The sequence below is a fragment of the Brasilonema octagenarum UFV-OR1 genome, assembly GCF_963888615.1.
Lineage (GTDB): Bacteria > Cyanobacteriota > Cyanobacteriia > Cyanobacteriales > Nostocaceae > Brasilonema > Brasilonema sennae.
Map to the genome: position 1 here is coordinate 1 of NZ_CAWPKW010000323.1, position 18,437 is coordinate 18,437.

Sequence of the window (18,437 nt, forward strand, 5' to 3'; positions counted from 1 at the left end):
TGCTTTAATTCCTCATTGTTATTGACAATGTTGTGAGCAATCAATGGAATGTGATGTTGGATCTTCTGCTCATAGGTGTTGTCGATTTGTTGGCTGATGTATTGGTTAAATTCAGCATTATTATTGATAAGCTTCTGAGTAATAAGTCTGTTGAATGTCTCTCGGCTACCTATTGTGTTCATTCTCTCATCCACATGCTGTGTAACCAAAGTAATGAATGTCCGATTCCAATCGTTACGCAGGCTCTCAATCTTTTTGTTAATTTCAGGACTGTTGGCAACCAGGTTCACAATTTCGTTGTTAATTTCAGTTGTTCTGCGTCGCCGTCTGTTAAGTAACCACCAAAGTAATATTAGTAAAGGAATTCCTGCTAACAAGAGAAGCCACCACCAGGGAAATCCTTGCCCGGTTGCCTCACTAGCTGTAGGTACAAGCGCAACATTAGCAGTAGATGCAGGGTTGGGAGAAGAACCAGTGGCTACTACTGCTGTTCCTGAACCAGAACCACTGGTTGCTGAACCGGAACCACTGATTGCTGCACTAGAACCACTCGTTATAGATTGGCGCACTACTTCAGCTTCCTGCTGTTTGGCAGCTTCGACAATTTCCTGTCCCGGTACTGAAGTTGCAAAGCCCAAAAAGGCAAGCATTCCTGGAGTAGCAGTTTCCTTTCGATAAACATACCCCCGAGGTTGGGAATAGGGATAACGGGGGTCAGTGGGCATGGTTTTGTGCATGGGCAAAACCCGGACATTAGGCAAGTTGAGTACTTGATCTGCGATCGCATAACTAATTCCATCCTTACCCAGTGCCTGCACAATCGTTGCAGTGTCGTCTTGGGACAGCCTGGTTGTGTTAGCTCCATTTTTAAACGGGGCTTTTTTGAAAATAGCGTAAGTGCTCAGCGAACGCCGCGTGTCGCTATACTCGGGATGGTCAATAAATCGAATCTTACCAGGAGTGCCTCCTACCTGTGACCAGTTTGTGATCTCCCCTCGAAACATCTTGGCGAACTGCTCGAAGGTCAGGTTTTTCTTAAATGGATCGTCAGAACCTACGATAATCGCGATCTTCTCCCGACTAACAGGAGTGGCAACAAGTCCCTGACCCTTCTCCTTATCCGTGAGTGGGCGTCCAATGGCTGCCATATTGATGTCACCTCGCAGCAGTGCTGCTAATGCTCCATCTGTTCCACCCGATGCCAGCTCAACTTTGGTGCCCGGAAACTTCTCTTCAAACCGTTTTCTTAATGCTTCATTAATTATTCTCATGCTGCTCGATCCGTCCACTTTCACTGTTGTCCCATTCGGTAGTGAATTGGGAAGCGGGAAAGAGGGGCTTGGACTGTTAGATTGAGCAACAACAGGAGCGAGCAGAATCGATGGCAAAGATGCCACTAGCGAGTGAGTAGCTGTCAGGCCTAGCACTGCCATCACAATCTGCGCAAATTTTTTCCTAAAGGATTTTTTAGAGCGAAACATTTTTATTGACCTCAATAACAGTTAGCAGTTTTACGCAGGGACGAAAGCAAATACTGTTTTCATGCTTGGGAACAGTATGATGTTTCATTAATTTCATTTTTTTAAGTTCCCCTTATTTTAGTAAAAGACGGGCAAAATGCCCGTCCCACAATCAAATGATGTAATTCTGGTTATTAACCTCCTAGATACTACTGTGGTTGCACGGGTGACAATTTGATGTAGTTATTCAGGGTGGCAATTACATTGGCTTGCTCATCCAGACCGCAGTTATGAACAAGTCTGTTTGTTGATGATGACAATCTGCTCTTATTGCTTAGGTTGTAGCAAAGCAGGTTTGAACGGCTTGACGCTCTTGATGTCTACGCAGGCGGTTCCATCCAGCTTGGTTCTGAGTTCAGCGCTAAAGGTGACTAGCATCTCGACAAGAACCTCACGGTCGGTTAAGCAGCCTTTGATTGCCATGAGTTCTCCCAGAGTCCACTCATAGAGTTGTCTGTCTGAATTGTTCATCAGCACAGTCAATTCGTTCTTGGTTGTGATGATTTGATTGACAAGATCATCCACCTTGATGTTGATGATATTTGCGATCCGGGTATTGAATGTGTCTGTGTCGCCTATGATGTTGATCACTTGGTCAACGTACTGTCTCACCAGATTTATGAATGTCTGACTCCACTCGTTGCGGACGTTGTCAATCTTGATGTCAATATCTCTGTAGACGTTGTTAATCTTGTTGTTGATTTCTGGACTGTTGACAACGAAGTTGACAATCTCATTATTTATTTCAATGTTGTTGGTTACATTTTGCTGTAAGCGTCGGTCGATGTACTGATTTAAGCCCTCATTATTATTGACAATCTTCTGAGTAATTAGATGCAAGTTATTTTGTACCTTTTGCTCATAAGTGTTGTCGATTTGTCGGCTGATATACTGGTTGAGTTCAATATTATCATTGACAAGGTTTTGAGTAATCAGTCTGTTGAATGTATCTGTACCGCCGATGATGTTGCTCAGTTCATTGACGTGCTGTGTAGCCAGATTGATGAATGTCCGATTCCACTCGTTGCGTAGGTTTGAAATCTTGTTGTCAATTTCTGGACTATTGCTAACGAAGTTGACAATCTCGTTGTTCACTTCTGGATTGCTGGTTACAGTATGCCGCAAGCGCTGGTCGATGTACTGATTTAAGCCCTCATTGTTATTCACAATGTTCTGAGTAATGGCTTTGATATTATTTTGTACCTTTTGCTCAAAAGTGTTGTCAATTTGCTGGCTGACGTACTGGTCAATGTCAGTATTATTATTGACAATCTTCTGAATCATCAGTCTGTTGAATGTCTCTGTACCGCCGATGATGTTGCTCAGTTCATTCACGTGCTGTGTAGCGAGATTGATGAATGTCTGATTCCACTCGTTGCGCAGGTTTGAAATCTTGTTGTCAATTTCAGTACTGTTGGCAACCAAGTTGACAATCTGATTGTTCACGTCAGTGTTGTTGGTGACACTGTGCTGTAAGCGCTGGTCGAAGTACTGGTTTAATTGCTCATTGTTATTCACAATGTTGCGAGTTATCGCAGGGATGTGATTTCGTATCTTTTGCTCATAGGTGTTGTCAATTTGCTGGCTGACGTACTGGTCAAGGTCAGTATTGTTGTTGACAATATTTTGAGTAATTAGGTTGATGTTATTGCGTACCTTTTGCTCAAAGCTTTGGTCGATTTTCCCATCAACTTGGCGATCAATGTACTGGTTGAGTTGCTGCTGATTTAGCAGGTTGTTGATAATTAATTCGACGTTGTTACGTATCTTTTGCTCGAAGGTTTGGTCGATTTGCCCATTAACATGTTGGTCGATGTGCTGGTTGAGTTCCTGCTTACGTAAGACACTGTTAACAATTAATCCGATATTACTACGTATCTTTTGCTCAAAGATTTGGTCGATTTGCTGATTAACATGCCGATCAATGTACTGGTTGAGTTCCTGTTTATTGAGAATATTGTTGACAATTAATCCGATATTGCTGCGTATCTTTTGCTCAAAGTTTTGGTCAAAGTACTGGCTGATCTGCTGGTTAATTCTCTGAGATATCTCAACGTTAATCCTTTGTTGCAGAAGCCTATCTATGTAACCAGACCAGTCTTGCAAGTGCTGAGTGACACTAAATTCCATCTGCTCTACATAGGCATCCATCGTGTACCTGACTTTCTCTACTTCTATAGCCAGGTTCTTGAAGTGTTTCTCATAATTCTTCAAGAGCCAATGTTCGAGCTGATCCCAATACTTAGCTTCTAGCTCAGCATCATTTTCATTTATCACCTTGAAAGATGCACTAATCTGCTGCAAGCGTTCTTCTAACTTCTGCTTGTACTCGGCTTCGTTAATCTGTATGGTGAACTTGTTAACACCCACTGGTTCACGACTGACAGATCCACCTGTGGCTTGAATATTTGTCACAGTCTCGCTTGATCTGTTTGCACCCACTGGTTCACGACTGACAGATCCACCTGTGCTTTGAATATTTGTCACAGTCTTCGTTGTAGTGGTTTGTCCTTGACTTGTCACAGTCTTGGTTGTGCTTGTTGTGCTTGTCTTTTGCTTTTTCTTCTCAGCCAGTTCAGCTGCACTCACTGGTTCTATTGCCAGAATAATTTGTCCTTCGTTATCTTCCTTATAGGTGTCAACAAATAAACCTGTAATGGTTGTTTTTTCTTTGACCTCTAAAATGACTTCATCTTTGAGACCATTCAAGGAAGACCAACTTTCTTCAACTTCAATGCCAGTTAGTTTTGTAATAAACTTTCCGCCTTTGACCCAAAGTAAAGCCCAAGGTTCTATGTTAAACTTCTTGCTATCTGACCAATAGCTAGCACTGCCTTCACGGATTTTGATGCGATAGTTTCCGGGATTTAACTCAACGAAGTTACCTTCCGACTGCTTCAAACTCGACAGGTAGTTTTCATCTAGAACATAACTATTGCGTTTGCTATCTACTGTTAAAGTTTGAGGATTGAAGAAAGCCTTATTACTGGTTATTAAAAGGCTAATTGATCCACTATTGTCATTGTTGCTAACATCAAAAAACAAGGCATGAAGAACTGCTTTTTGTTTTACTTCTAATTTCAAACTATCATTATAACCATTTAAGGTTGTCCAAGTTGCGCCTACCTCAAACCCTGTATTTTGATTGATAAATGTACTACCATCAGCCCCATAGATCCAGAGGAGAACAAAAGGTTCTCCTTCTTTTTTTGCTTTGGCATATCTGTAGTGACCGCTAGTAATTCTGATATCAAAAGTCCCTTTTTGAAAAGTAAATGAAGTTGCAACATTCTGTTGCAGATTGTTCATTTGCTCAGGGTTGATAACATAACAATTGTTTTTGGTATCTATGGTTAAAATGCTCATACCTTCCTCGTTGATAGCTTTAATTTCTTGAGAAACTTTTGTCTTTTCAGATTTTTCCTCTGAGTTGACTTCTGAAGCGGTTTGGGTCGTTAATACCGTCGCTGGTAAGTTGACTTCTGAGGTGCTTTGGGTTGTTACTACCCTTGCTGGTGAGTTAACTTCTGAAGTGGTTTTCGTCGTTACTACCGTTGCTGGTTCATAAAGAGTGATGCCTGCCCAACGACAGATAGGATCGGTTGTGGCAACTAAAGTTCCTTTACCTGTGGTAGTGTCGATACGGATTAACTGACCGTCTTTACCTAACTTAAAGAAGTTGCCAGTCACGCCATAGAGAACATCACCAACAAATTCCATGCTGGCAAGAGCAGCAAAGCCAATGTCCCCGATAGTTTTGACTTCACCTGTATCGAGGTTGCAGCTTGCTAATAACTTCTTCTTGTTGTAACCAATCAAGGTAATATAAGCTTTGCCATCAGCATCAAAGGCAACTTCGCCACAGTTGTAGTCTTTACCTGCTACCGCAAATACTAATGTACCTTTACCTGTTTCGAGATTAATAGCAATCAGCTGTTTAGCAGTTGTGGCGTAGAGGGTTTGACGCTGGCGATTATATGCTAAGCCAGCACAGGCAAAGCCAATATCACCAACTACAGTGGCATCACCTGAATTTAGGTCAATTTTAACCAGTCGAGTCTTGTCGCCATCTCGAGTAAGTCCATATAGTTGAGAACCGACAAAAGCAATGTCAGAAACCTCTGTGACTATCTCGCCAATAAAAGTAGCTTTACCTCTGGCTAAATCCAGAGTGTAAAGTTTGCTTAATCGATTGGAGACACAATCTTGAATGTAAACTGCGCCGGGTTTGAGTTTAATAGTTTTAGCTGTGCGACTCCCACAGATAACTTTTTCTAAGACTTCACTAAAACCATTGATAGCGTCTTTATCCGTAAAAGATTGTCCACCTGTTGAGGTTGCAAGTCTGGCGTATTCGCTTTTGATACTTTCTTGATGCTTGCTCTTTGAAGTTCCAAAATAGGTGTGAACAGTCACTCCTGCTGCTTGGGCTTTTTGAATAGCTAAATCAGCAGCTTTAATATCCTCTCGATCTGTTTTATCTCCGCCCCCTTCGAGGGCTTCATCGCCGAGATAAAAGATCGCGCGTGTTGCATCTGAGCGCCAGTCAAAATAATCTGAGATATCTTCAATGGCGCGAGCAGCATCTTCTTGAGCTCCTGCGTCTGCAACTTGTCCTTTTTTTCGACCCCTGAGCTTGGATTCAGGCACCTTCTTTTGAGTCAGATAGGCTCTGATAGTTTGGTCGAAAGAGGTTCCTTTCCAAGTACCTTCTATGCCTAACCAAACAACCCTTAAGTCTGAAGGACAACTGGATTTGGCTTTGGCGATCGCAGCAGCAGCAGCATTACTCAAACCCTGTGCTTCGTCTTTCATCGATGGACTCGTATCGATAACAATGACTAAATCAACAGGAGGTATAGAGTTTGCTTGTTTACTCATGCTTTTTTCTTTTTTTCCCTTTTGGTTGAATTGGAAACCGAATAATTTCATACAGATCCCGTTTGAACTTCATAGGCAGATTTAGTTTGGTAACCCAAGGCAAATCTTTTGGCAGGAGTATTACAGAGGAGTTAGCACGGAAATTGCGAACTCCTCCAAACTCTGTCAATGCACATTGTTACGTAAGCGCAAAGCGTACGCAAAATTATTCATATATGCAAACTGCCGTCTGCCGTCTACACTTTAAGCCTGTTCAAACTCCCCTGCGCCAAGGCGCAGGAAAATTTATATGTTTGGGATACTTAGATTGAATTTTTATTGAAACAGTGTTAATTCCTACCATTTTGGCTTGACAGCAGTTTTATCATAAATGAACCAACAATGCCTTGGCTCGCTAGGACTGTGGTTTACTTACGTGAAAATAGCTACAGAACTATCTCAAATATTTTTGAGCATTAAATGATTAGAAGACTTTACATCTTTTATTAGGTTACTTGCTTTGTTGGAATACAAAAATATATAAATTTCATATTTTTTTATTTCTTGATAGATATTCACATATATCTTACTACACAATTTGGCTTATTTTTCAACATACTTGGTATTGATTTTTACTAAGAAAAAAGATAGAAATTTTAAATAGTAATCATAAGATATGTGCTATTGTCAATTCATAAAATTCACATATTTGTGAACAAAAAATAAGATTTTGCTAAGCGAGACTTTATCCAAAATTATAATTTTTCCGATTTTATCTAAAAAAATACAATGCCTACGCCAGCGGTACTAGCTTTGTCCAAGTGTTGTAGAACGGTAAATAATAGACAAGATTGCAAAAGTGAGATTTTTGATGGTTCTGTTAAGCGTTAAGCGTTCCCGACAACTGCCACGAAGTTTAATGAAATGGCTGCAAAGTCTGTTGGAAACGAAAATGGCTGAATCTCTTTAATCGACACGATTACAAGCTGGTAAGGCATAATTATCTCTGGCATTGCGAAAATGAGCAAACGGACAGTTATTTGCTGTCCTTCCTTTATATAAATGCAAGCAAAATCAACTTATGCACCAGTAGATAGAGGGAAATTCTTGCGAAATCTGACTATTGCAGAACCGCACGGAAGTTGGCACTTTTTGCGCAATTCATATAATAGTTTATTTGTAAAGTGCGTAATAGGTCGCTTCAATCAAATCTTTCAAGCTTTATGATAAAGAGTAGACTAGGGAACAAATATTTGAGTTTGGAGGCTTGGACTTATTGATGGACGCAATGGAGTTTTTTCAACAAAGTGCTGGCTCTTGGCGATCGCAACGCACAACCCATCACCTCGCCTTCAAACGATCTGAGGTTGGTGAGTCGCAAATCCAGGTAGATGCTCTGGCGGCGGACGATCCAGAAATCATTGCTTTATGTGAATTCCATCAGATTGATGCAAGTCTGGCTATTGGGGGTTGCAGCGTCAGATGGGGAGGCTCAATGGGCTGGGATCAAGAGGGCGAAAATCACGAGGGAAACACTGTATTCGCTTTGGTACCTGATACAGATAATCCTCGGCAAGGTCGATTACTGCGCGATAGAGGCTATGCTGAAATCGTGCCGGTTGTTGGTCAGTACCACATGGATGATGATGGTGGACTGGTTCTGATCACCGAATATGACACCATGAGTTCAATTGAGCGGTTCTGGTTTGCCAGTCCTGATTTGCGAATGCGTTGCAGTACAGTGAAACGCTTCGGCGGATTCAACACAGCATCATTCTGCACTGAAAGCCGCGTTGGGGCAGATTCATTGAGCCATCCAGAAGTTAATCCGGGGGATGCGATCGTATCGGATGTAACCCCGACTCAAGCTCAAGAAGTCCTTCAAGCCCGACAAGACACCTCCCAACAATATTTCTCTTTGTTAGGTTGGTGATTGATTGTCATAGCACTGACGCATACACCCGTGGAGTCGAGTATCTGCGGGTGGCACAAAGCTTTGTGCTAGATCCAGCGATGGTGGATGTGATGGAGAACCTACGCGATCGCATAACCATCTGTACTTGGATTGGCAAAAACATTGATGTGGTAAATGAATCTCTGCGAAACTGTCTAGAAGCTTGCCACGAATGTTTTTACCCTGAAGTACGTCGCGCTATGAGAATCTTTGCAGTTCCCCTAGCTCAATCATTCGGGCTAGATGGTTTATGTAACATTTCGACAATCCCAATCACAATCTTAATCGATGCAGGTCGAGTCGCTCCACAGAATTGGTTGAGCATTGTTGCTCATGAATATGCCCATGCTCATCTAGGTACTCCCGGTCATCATCAAGATTTTGCAGCGGTTCTGTTCCATCTCTGTCTCGGGCTAGGACTAGAAACACCTGGAGCGCAAATGGACGCGACAATCTTACGTAGCTGGCCCCCCTACCCTTCAATCCTAGACCCGTTGGCATTTTGGAGAGGAGAAACCCTTCACCACGGCGATTAAACTGAATTAATGGTGCCTGTAGAACTATCCCCAACTGTAACTGTCTTTAATTTTGAATTTTGAATTTTGAATTTTGAATTTTGAATTGTTATTGCCTTGGTGTCGCCTCGCCAAACTTAATTAAAAGAGCAATAGCCAGACTGACAACCAAGATGATCGTCATACTTAAAGCCGAACCAAATCCCCAATTTTGAGTAGATCCAAGAAACTGATTATAAACTAGCCGCGCTGCTGTCATACTAGAAGCACCGCCAAGTAATTCTGGATTGACAAAATCCCCAAATGCAGTGATAAATACCAAAAAAGAACCACTGGTAATTCCAGTGAGAGTTTGTGGAACCGTGACTTTCCAAAAAGTTTGTATAGGATTTGCGCCTAAATCAGCTGCTGCTTCTAGCAAACGCTTATCTAGTTTTTCTAGCGCTGCATATAAAATCAAAACTATATAAGGCAGCAAGCTGTAGCTCATGCCAATTAAGACGGCTGGACTGCTGTTAAGGACATCTAAAGTTGGTAAACTCAAACTGCTAAGAACACTGTTGAGTAATCCAGTCGGACGCAAAATTGTAATCCAAGCATAAGAGCGGAGTAAAGAGGAAGTCCACAAAGGCAAGACAAAGCCAATCAGAAGCAAATTTCGCCAACGCTCTTGTGCCATTTGAGCAATCCAATAAGCGACTGGGAAACCCAAGGTTAAACAAATGATTGTGGAGGTGAGTGCAAAAAAGAGCGATCGCCCCACAACTTGCAAATATAAAGGGTCAAATATCCGGATGTAATTATCCAATCCACTGGGATTGACTAAATCCCCAGGTCGAATATTTGGTACCAAACTCAACTCAAAAATGATCAGTGTTGGTAGCACCAGCAAAAGTAACAACCAAATTCCCGCTGGTGCAAGCAGTACCAAGGGTTGTAGCCAGCTTAGCCGTGGATGCTCCCATTTTGGCGCTTTGGCAATATCACTTGGGGAATGTAATTGAGGATGAGGAATTTGAGTAGACACAAGTTTCTAAAACTAATTTTTTCATGCAGTGTTTTGAAAATAAAAAGTCAGGGAAAGAAGATTTTTTTTGTGTGTTGCTGAACGCAGCGTTTTGAAAATAAGAAGTCAGGGAAAGAAGATTTTTTTGTATGTTGGTGAACGCAGTTTATAATGACTACTTAAAAATACAATATTTCAGATTCATAGTCTTCTGGAGTTGGCTCTATCTGCCAAACCAATCCTTCGCGAGACTCGCCCAAAGCGACTTCAATGTAAAGTCTCTCTTTAGGAGTTGTAGCTTTTACTTGATTACCATCGAATGGCTGTAAATCTTCAGTCAGGAGTTTCAATATAAATCCACTGGGAATCCGCTCGTCTCTATTTCCATTTCGCAGTTCAAAGCGCCATATATTATTTTCAATATTACCTTTAGGTTGTAACCGCAATTCGTATCCTTGTCCATCAATGGTTAATCTCCGTACCATTGTTGGCAATTCAGCTTCCTGTACTGAACCCCGTGATCCTTGAAAACTGGACTGTAACTCGATACTTCCCCAACCAAATTTTTGGGCAAAATCTGAGACACCACCTTGCACCCATTCACGAATCGACCACTGTGGTTGCATTCCTTGACGTTGTTCGTACAAACGTTGTCTCCAACCTCCATGTTCTAGGAGTGCTCCCCACGTTTGAAACGGTACTGCCAGGCGTGGTAGGATAAGCGCGGAATTTCCTAAACGTTTAAGCAAGTTTTCTGCTTGTGTGACAGATAAAGTTGGTAAGGGGGCAGTTTCTGTGCGAGTCACTTCTTCTGGACATATTTGACGCGCCATCCACAGGATATTTAGATTAGAAATCAAATTTTCTGCATCTAAACAGTAAGCGCGATCGCCCGCATCATAAGTTCCCATATTCTTAAGTTGCGCTTGGGTTGTATACCCCGAAACCCGAATACAGCCCTCTTCCAAATTGACTTGCACTGCTACATAATAATCAGCACTCCAGCTAGGAATGTCCACCCATTCTTGAGGAACACGCAATTCATCCAAATCAACCGCCTCAGTCGGGATCAATACCATTCGTGACGTTCCAAAGGAAATACCTGTACCATTGACGACTTCCCAAATGCTTGGATTAGCCGCTGCTTTAGGAAAAGCAGTCGCATCAGGAGCGTATTCATCCCGTACCCAAGGTAAAAAAGTGTTTAAGCTTAAGCGGTTGAGATACGCAATCCAACGACGATTAGAACTAGAAAAAGCTTGGCTTTGTTCCCAAGCCTTTGTTTGCTCGGTTTCAGGAATTTCTAACCACAAATCTGTAGAGTTTGTCAGTGTTAGTGTGCTTTGGTTGAATGTCATGGTGATGTGCTCCTATTGTAGGGAGGGACGGCTATAGTGAACTTTTAACCATTCCTCTAAAGTTGTGCTGATATAGCTTAGTACCAGTGAGTCTAGAGAAATATGCAGCGATTCTTTAGTCCAAGTAGCAAGTTTGAGTAATAATGTGTCTTTAGACTTGCCGAGCCGACGAGAAACAGTGTACTGCTTCACTCCTAATTCTTGTGCAATCTGCTGTTGAGTCAACCCCTGGCTATAGTAAAGTTTTATGATGTTTTGCGCTTCTGCATCCAGTTCGTTCAAAGCTGCGATTAAGACAGTACTGATTTGTGATTGCTTTGACTGTCGCTCAAGCAGTTCTTCTTGAGCAATCACTTCTGTCAGTAAGGATTCCTGCTGGAGTTGCGGTAAAAAATCTTGGAATTCCCCAGAATCGTCCTCCCCTTTCGGGGCATTCAGGGAATTCACATTTGGGTACAAGTAAGCGCGGATAGCTTTTGCACAAGCAAGTAGCCATTTTTCTATTGTTTCAATACTAGACTCTGCTCCTGGTTGTGAAAGTTGAGTCTGGCGTTGAAAGTTATAAAGTTGGGCGATCGCTTTCCATGTAGCATCATCTGGTCTTGTCAGTTTGCGAGTATTAGTTGGTTGCTGTGGAGCATATAGGGACTGGTAACATTTCCAAGCTAATACATAACGCTCTATTATGTCCGGATTCAGTGCAACATTTTGTAAAGATTCCACTAACCGCTTTTGAGTGATTTTGCGCAACAATCGCCAATCAGTACAAATATCAACTTCGTTCTGCTGGCGCAGCATTTCCTTGATCTCGCTGCTAAAAATCGCACTGGCGTAATTCTTGAGGTTAAAACCCATTTCGGGTTTAAAGCCTTTCAAAACTTTATCTGTGCGAGTTGCTACCATTTGGAAGCAGTCTGACAAAGTGTTTTGTCCAGGGGAAAAACTAGCAACTGTTTTGTGAGCTGCCCAATAGCATACTTCTTGTAAATAAGCTGACAGATGTCCTCTTCCCAGACTTTCAGGTTTTTCATGCCACAATTTATACCAAAAAGCAACCCAAAAATTATCAGAATTTTCTGGTTCTGATAGACGCGCCTGAGAGTTGAGCATATTTCGACGTAGTTTAGCATCGCTAGCCCAACCAATGACTCTGTCAGCGTCGAATTGTAAGAAAGTTGTAAATAGCTCAGTAATACCTTGACGGGGACGCATAAACTAAGCAACTCGTAAATGGTCTACTAAATAACTTAAAAAAGGATCATGACATAAATATATAGGCGCATGACAAATACACTTATGCAGTCCCTAAGGGTGCGACAACACTTACAGCCAGGTTTTGCCCTTAAGGTATCATACTTGAATCATTTTTGCATTTGAAAACGCTAAATGCTTTGCTGTGAAATAAAGCACCTTTCCCGCGCCACCCTTTAACTGTATTGGCAGGGGGCAGGAAGAGGGGAGGAGGGAGAAAGAATTAGAAACCCATGATTTGTATCAGGCGCGATCATGAAATGGCATTTATACAATAAAAATTTTCAGAATATGCCTACGGCGAACCTAGTGACTGATAACACCAGCTAGGACGACGCAAAAGATTAAAGGTATCAATGTAACGAATTTGGCTCTCTGGTGCTACTGTAGCAACAGCATCAGTTAATAAGCCAATGGGGTTATTGAGGTTCCACAACGGATGAACAATAATAACTGTTATCTCATCCATTGTAAAACCAGGCAGATCTCCGATATTTTGCGGAGAACAACTACTAAAAGATGCAGAAAAACTATCTCGAAGTTCAGTTGCTCTTTGTAGCCAGTTTTCTAAGTCTGGGGCAGAAAAATCGCCGTGCAAGCCGCAACCAAAATTCTTATCAGCTAATGCCCTAAGTAAAGAGAGACCACTACGCCAATCGAGCAAGCCGTGATAGTTTATATTGCGGTAGTGTCGTAAGCACTGATAACAGGAAGAATCACATTTATTGCGATGCTCCTGTGACATCATGGCAGAAACAAAAGTATTTTGTGCTTTGATGATTTTTTCTATGAGGATGTGTTGCCAATGTTCGGCAAGCCATAATGTAAAACCAGAACCATTGGGGAGGCGATCGCTAATTACAATTTCTCCTACTTTTTCACCAGTTTCTTCTAGTTGAACCTGCCGTAAACCACTCACATCTAATTCATCTGGGTCAATGTCTAATTCCTGTGCTGCTACAGCACGGATAATAAAAGCCGCAGAATAAAAAGCAGCTTTAATAGCAGAACCAGGTGCAATGGGATCGAGACATAATCCAGTGGGTACAGATGCTGGTTTGATGCGGAGAACGCCAGTTGTTTTCGGAGCAACAATAGCCAGTGCTTCAGATTCGCCGGGTTCTTTAAAAATTACCCCATTGGATTTATTTTGAAATCGCTCATCAATCCATTGAAATTCTAAAAATTTTTCGCCGCCACGTCCAAAAGAAGCTTTACCTACTGCTCCTTTAAACAAATTCCCGCGATTATCATTTACACGGAATACTCTGCCAGTTTCAGAAAACTCTGCCTTGGTATTTGTACCCGGTATTGGGTCAATAACATTTTCTTGCTGTGACTCAGCAACACTACCCGCACCTGAGATTAATACATCGTGTTCTTCCTTAGCATCAGAACCTGGCTTCAGGGTGGTACGAAAAGCCAATGGTACAGCGTATTTAAAAACTTTAAAACCTTGTTCTGGTGTTGCTCCACATTTGGGACAGACTGTATTTTTCAATTCATTATCAGAAGTATCTGTATGTTGACAGCGCTGACATCTTAACATCCATCTTCGCTGAGAAAGCGGGTCATTATCAGCAGGAACAACACCATTTTTACTGTCTGGAAGTAACGGTGCAGTAAAACCGATAGAGGTGTAAATTCGTTTATCTTTAGTCTTTTCTGCACCTGGGGCAAATTCCGCAACAGCTAAATCTAAATCACGGTCGATAGTAGCAATCTTCTTGTTTTTTGATGGATTGTGATGATACAAATCCCGAACTCTGGATGGCATACCGAACATGGGCAAAACACCACCTTCTGCAAGTAGTTCTGCTAATCCCTTTCCTGTCAATTCTTTATTATTTGCACACTCGTTTATCTTGTTAAACAAGTTCTGACGCGCATAATTTTCAAAGGTGATGGGGTCGATATTTTTTACACCAATAAGCAAATCATTTACTACCTCGGTAACTTTAGGTGAACTCTGCAACCATTGACAAACTTTCTGACGACGAGATTCTTTTTCTAGCCAGTCTTTTACTGACCCAAATTCCCCGTGACTATCTGGCGGCGTGGGACCATCCCACCACTTAACATCAGCACATAGAAACGCACGTCGCAGACATTCTTTTGCTAATAGACGTCGTGCAATTTCAATTTTTGACATCGATAGAAAGGGAACTGGTGGCGGGTCACCTGTAATTTTTTCGGGATGTTGATAATAAAATTCATCGTGACTGTTACCACGACAAATAGTTAATACAATGGCGAAAGGTTGACCCCGACGACCTGCACGACCTGCTCTTTGTTGGTAATTAAAACGCATGGGTGGCATATTTGCCATGACTACAGCCATTAAACTACCAATATCAATTCCCACTTCCATTGTGGTAGTAACACTAAGGATGTCGATAGTATCTACCACTGGGATAAAATCTCTATCTTGTTCGCCGATGTTGACAACAATATTGCGGAAATGGCGCTGTCTTTCTGCTTGATCGTCGGTTTGTCCTGTCAATTCTTCACAATGCAAACGCATGGGTTGGCGCTTATTAACTGCTTCTGTCGCGTAATAATTACGAGCGTATAAATCTGAGCATTTTTTATTAGGTGATATGGGTAATTCTGCAAGACAATTTGTACAGATACCGCCGGCACGATGTAGGTGAGGGCGTCCACATGATGTGCATTGCCAAACTGGATCACCGGGAACTGCAACTCGTACCCATAAATGCAGCGGGTTAATTTTTAAATGCTCATGTTTACCATGTTGGCAAATAGCTGACCACAATGCATCAAATAATTGCTTCTCAGAAAGCTTATGCTGTGTCACGCATTTAGTGACATATTTTTTCAATCTGGCTTTTGCATCTTGCCAACTGTTCCAGTCCTCAACATCATACTTAGGATACCGATACAAATCACCAATGACGCGCAAGCATCCGTTGCATATTTCGAGAAAAACTTCTGGTGCAAGTTTGCATTGTGCAGCTAATTTGTTGACCTCTTCTTGTGGCAATTTCAGACAAGGATAACCTAAGCCAGATGCTTCAATACTATAAAATAAACGACTAAAGAAGGCATCGCATACTTCAGACTGTGTTTTTGATCTAAGAGTATATCGCTTGTCAATTGTTTCCCTAGAAGAACCAGCTTTCCATTTTGGTGGTTGAGACGCAAAATCAAAAAATCCTGTCCAATGATGTAATTTATTGTCGTAATAAAAGTCTTGGTCATTGATATCGTTACCAGCAGGATTTATGCCTAAACCAGCTAATCTCTGAACAAGTACTCCTGGTGTGTCTTTTTCTCCTTCAAATAAAACCTTAAGTGAAACGATGCGCGTTTTAGCTCTTTGTTTAATTTCACTAAGTTCTATTTGTGCTTGTTCTCGTAAATTCTGGAATGCTTGCGGAAGTCCAGTGGTTGGATAGTTAGCAACTTGAATTTTTTCTTGCAATTGCTTAATCGCATCAGAGTTACGAGCAAATTCTCTTGCTTCTTGCCGAACTGCTTGACCATGTTCTTGGATATCTTCTAATAGGTAAACTTCACCAACTGCCAATTGATTAAGTTCATCAAATATTGCCTCACGAACAAGGTCAGAGTAATGAGTACGTTCAATCCCATTTGATATTGAAGCGGCATTTTCACGGCTATCAGAAAATACGACTAATTTACGAGACTCTGATTTTTCTGGTAACTGATAAAATATTTCTTTAGACAGCAGTTGACTTAACCTAGAAAATGCAGTACGGAAGCCTCTAATTGAAGATTTCCAAGACTTTCGCCTAGTGTAATCTGCACCACAACATGGGCAAATAGAGGGTTGTGCTGCCATAAATGCTTGCGTTTCTGGTGATGTTTTTCCCAAGTTATAGATATAGCCTTCAACCCATTGATTATCTGCTGTATCTGAATCAGGTTCTCCCAAAATAACGCGACCGCTACGAGTGTCTAAACAGGCTTTATCCCAGCAAGCTTTTTCTTTAATTTTATCGCCTCTTGATGGTTGCTTCCAGCCTTTTATACTTAATTCGTTGTCATAAAGGTTTGTAGAGGGATAAAATATAGCATATTCGCGATATGTTCGTCGTTCTAAAAAATTACCAATTTGGCGGTCAGGAATGCTTTCAATATTTGGTTCTGTAGGCAAAAGTTCCCAACCATTACCGTCCTTTAGTTCCAGACGGTTCCCACCATAAAAGACAGTACCGCACTGTTCACAGTAAAGCATTTCTAGCACTCGAAATCCGTCATGAACTATCGGCGGATTCTTTACAAAGAGTCTACCTACTGGTCGGTTTTTACTACTTTCATTCTCATGACAATCATAATTTGGCTGAGTGCAAGCCCAAAGGCCATCAATATTTCTAAAAAACCAGTGCAACCTAAACCGAAATGATTCTAAAGATTTGTCTTCAGATAAACCACGAGTAATCAGCAATCCCTTGACTGCTAAATTGAGATTTTCTTCATCTAAATTATCACCAAAAATCCCTTTAGCAAATTGCGTGAGAGATACTGCACGAATTGTATCGTCGAGCTTACAAGCGTTAAGCATTATAGCGCCAACAGTGTCGCTTTGCAATGACAAGAATTGTAAACATTTCTTGAGTAAATTGGCGTCTTCTGGTGCGTTTGCTAAGGCGATAAATGGTTCACTCTCTAAAAATTTTTGAGCTAAAATTGTTGGAATTGGCTCAGGATGACCAGGGATAATTTGTTCAGAATCCCATTTTGTACCGAAGAATTCAGATAAGAATTTTAAACTTTTTGGGTCATCTGGTTCAAGAGACGCACTAGAGGCAAGAATTTTTAATTTAGGATGACCAGGATAAAGTCCCAAACGTTGCAGCAGCAGGCGAATCAGGTAAGCAACTTCTGTCCCAGCAGTGCCACGATAAAGGTGTAATTCATCAAGAATTAAGTGAAAAACACTGCCTTCTTTCTTTAACCATTCCCGTGTTTTATCAAAAATATTTTTATCAATATCTCGCATCAGCATAATGCTGAGCATGGAATAATTAGTAATTAAAATATCAGGTGGATCATCCTGCATATCCCAACGACAGCGCATTTCCGCCCCATCTAAACGCGGGAAAAAGAATGTCACATCCTTGTCACCAGTTTTCTTAAAATGTTCCTCAGCAGCTTGGACTGATTTTTGCATCTGCTGCATTTCTTCAAGAAGTTCTTCTATCTTGTCCCCGTTAGGTTTACCATTTTGTTTGTACTCATGCCCTGGTACAGGTGTGACGCCGTTGTATCTGCCAAAATAAATTCTGTTGTCTTTTCTATTATTTTTAAACCAATCTCGCGCCTTGTCAGAATCTAAAGCGCGACGTAACCTGGTAAGTTGGTCTTCAACGAGTGCATTCATCGGATATAAAATTAGTGCCCTTACCGCAGCATCTCGTTTTTCATGATTCCTTTGAGGTACGCGATAAGATTGCTTAAAACTCCGTTTTTGATTGACAAGTGGTTTGCATTTATTTTGCCAATCTTTGTTTTCCCACCAATCATTAATGTGAGGTTGCTGAGTTCCCGGCGCTTCCCAATTTTTTGATTCTTTCGCTAAGTAAGCAAACAACGGTAAGAGGAAAGATTCTGTTTTACCTGAACCTGTACCAGCAGTAACAACTGCATTTTGATCCGATAATCCTTTATGGAGCATTTCCAGTTGGTGAGTGTATAATTCAAAATCACCAACCAGTCCACAGGAAGCTAATTCTTTAAAATCTAGCAGTGCAGACTCATTGAAACCTGGAACATCTGAAAGTTGTAAATTATTGATTGTTTTCCCAGATTTTTGATAACGAGGTAAAGGTTCGATCCAAGGTTCTTGATAAAATACTCCCGGTTCACGCAAACGTCGTTCCCGTTCCTTCTCAATTTCAGGAAATTGTGTACCGAAAGCCGTTTTAACATAAAGGATTAAGTTGTCGCGTAGCTTTTCAAAAGCGCCGATAGGGTCTTTCATTTATC

General features: G+C 41.4%; 8 protein-coding genes. 2 read left to right on the top strand and 6 right to left on the bottom strand.

Going from position 1 to position 18,437, the window contains the following annotated elements:
• Window positions 1-1,433, bottom strand: a 1,433-nt coding sequence (locus tag AC5590_RS28820) for a substrate-binding domain-containing protein (protein WP_498824178.1), incomplete at its 3' end; no start/stop codon positions are given.
• Window positions 1,434-1,787: 354 nt separating this feature from the next.
• Window positions 1,788-6,401 carry a hypothetical protein gene (locus AC5590_RS28825; RefSeq protein ID WP_211178582.1) on the bottom strand — a complete coding sequence of 1,538 codons (4,614 nt, stop codon included), beginning with the start codon at window positions 6,399-6,401 and terminating at the stop codon, window positions 1,788-1,790.
• Window positions 6,402-7,659: 1,258 nt separating this feature from the next.
• Between AC5590_RS28825 and AC5590_RS28830 the strand changes: the two genes are divergently transcribed.
• Together AC5590_RS28830 and AC5590_RS28835 are read left to right on the top strand one after the other, a co-directional pair.
• Window positions 7,660-8,313, top strand: coding sequence for a phycobiliprotein lyase (locus AC5590_RS28830; RefSeq protein ID WP_169266740.1), 654 nt, complete (start codon window positions 7,660-7,662; stop codon window positions 8,311-8,313).
• Entirely contained in the window at window positions 8,310-8,870 is a 561-nt protein-coding gene (locus tag AC5590_RS28835; protein WP_169266750.1) for a hypothetical protein, read from the top strand. Before AC5590_RS28830 ends, AC5590_RS28835 begins: the two co-directional genes overlap by 4 nt.
• An 88-nt stretch (window positions 8,871-8,958) precedes the next feature.
• Here the strand turns inward: AC5590_RS28835 and AC5590_RS28840 are convergent, their stop codons facing one another.
• From AC5590_RS28840 to AC5590_RS28855, 4 genes are all read right to left on the bottom strand, one after another.
• Window positions 8,959-9,876, bottom strand: a complete 918-nt coding sequence (locus tag AC5590_RS28840; protein WP_171976266.1) for an ABC transporter permease — start codon at window positions 9,874-9,876, stop codon at window positions 8,959-8,961.
• A 158-nt stretch (window positions 9,877-10,034) separates the two neighbouring features.
• Complete coding sequence (locus AC5590_RS28845; protein WP_169266741.1) at window positions 10,035-11,213, bottom strand: DUF1822 family protein; 1,179 nt, start codon at window positions 11,211-11,213, stop codon at window positions 10,035-10,037.
• Between the two features lie 12 nt (window positions 11,214-11,225).
• Window positions 11,226-12,425, bottom strand: coding sequence for a sigma-70 family RNA polymerase sigma factor (locus AC5590_RS28850; protein WP_169266742.1), 1,200 nt, complete (start codon window positions 12,423-12,425; stop codon window positions 11,226-11,228).
• 334 nt (window positions 12,426-12,759) lie between these two features.
• The gene (locus AC5590_RS28855) at window positions 12,760-18,432 is read right to left on the bottom strand and encodes a DEAD/DEAH box helicase (RefSeq protein WP_169266743.1); all 5,673 of its coding nucleotides are present in this window, start codon (window positions 18,430-18,432) and stop codon (window positions 12,760-12,762) included.
• Between the last annotated feature and the right edge of the window lie 5 nt (window positions 18,433-18,437).

Coding starts and splice junctions, on each gene's coding strand:
- AC5590_RS28825 (WP_211178582.1), bottom strand. CDS start 6,401: ATGAGTAAACAAGCAAACTCTATACCTCCTGTTGATTTAGTCATTGTT.
- AC5590_RS28830 (WP_169266740.1), top strand. CDS start 7,660: ATGGACGCAATGGAGTTTTTTCAACAAAGTGCTGGCTCTTGGCGATCG.
- AC5590_RS28845 (WP_169266741.1), bottom strand. CDS start 11,213: ATGACATTCAACCAAAGCACACTAACACTGACAAACTCTACAGATTTG.
- AC5590_RS28850 (WP_169266742.1), bottom strand. CDS start 12,425: ATGCGTCCCCGTCAAGGTATTACTGAGCTATTTACAACTTTCTTACAA.
- AC5590_RS28855 (WP_169266743.1), bottom strand. CDS start 18,432: ATGAAAGACCCTATCGGCGCTTTTGAAAAGCTACGCGACAACTTAATC.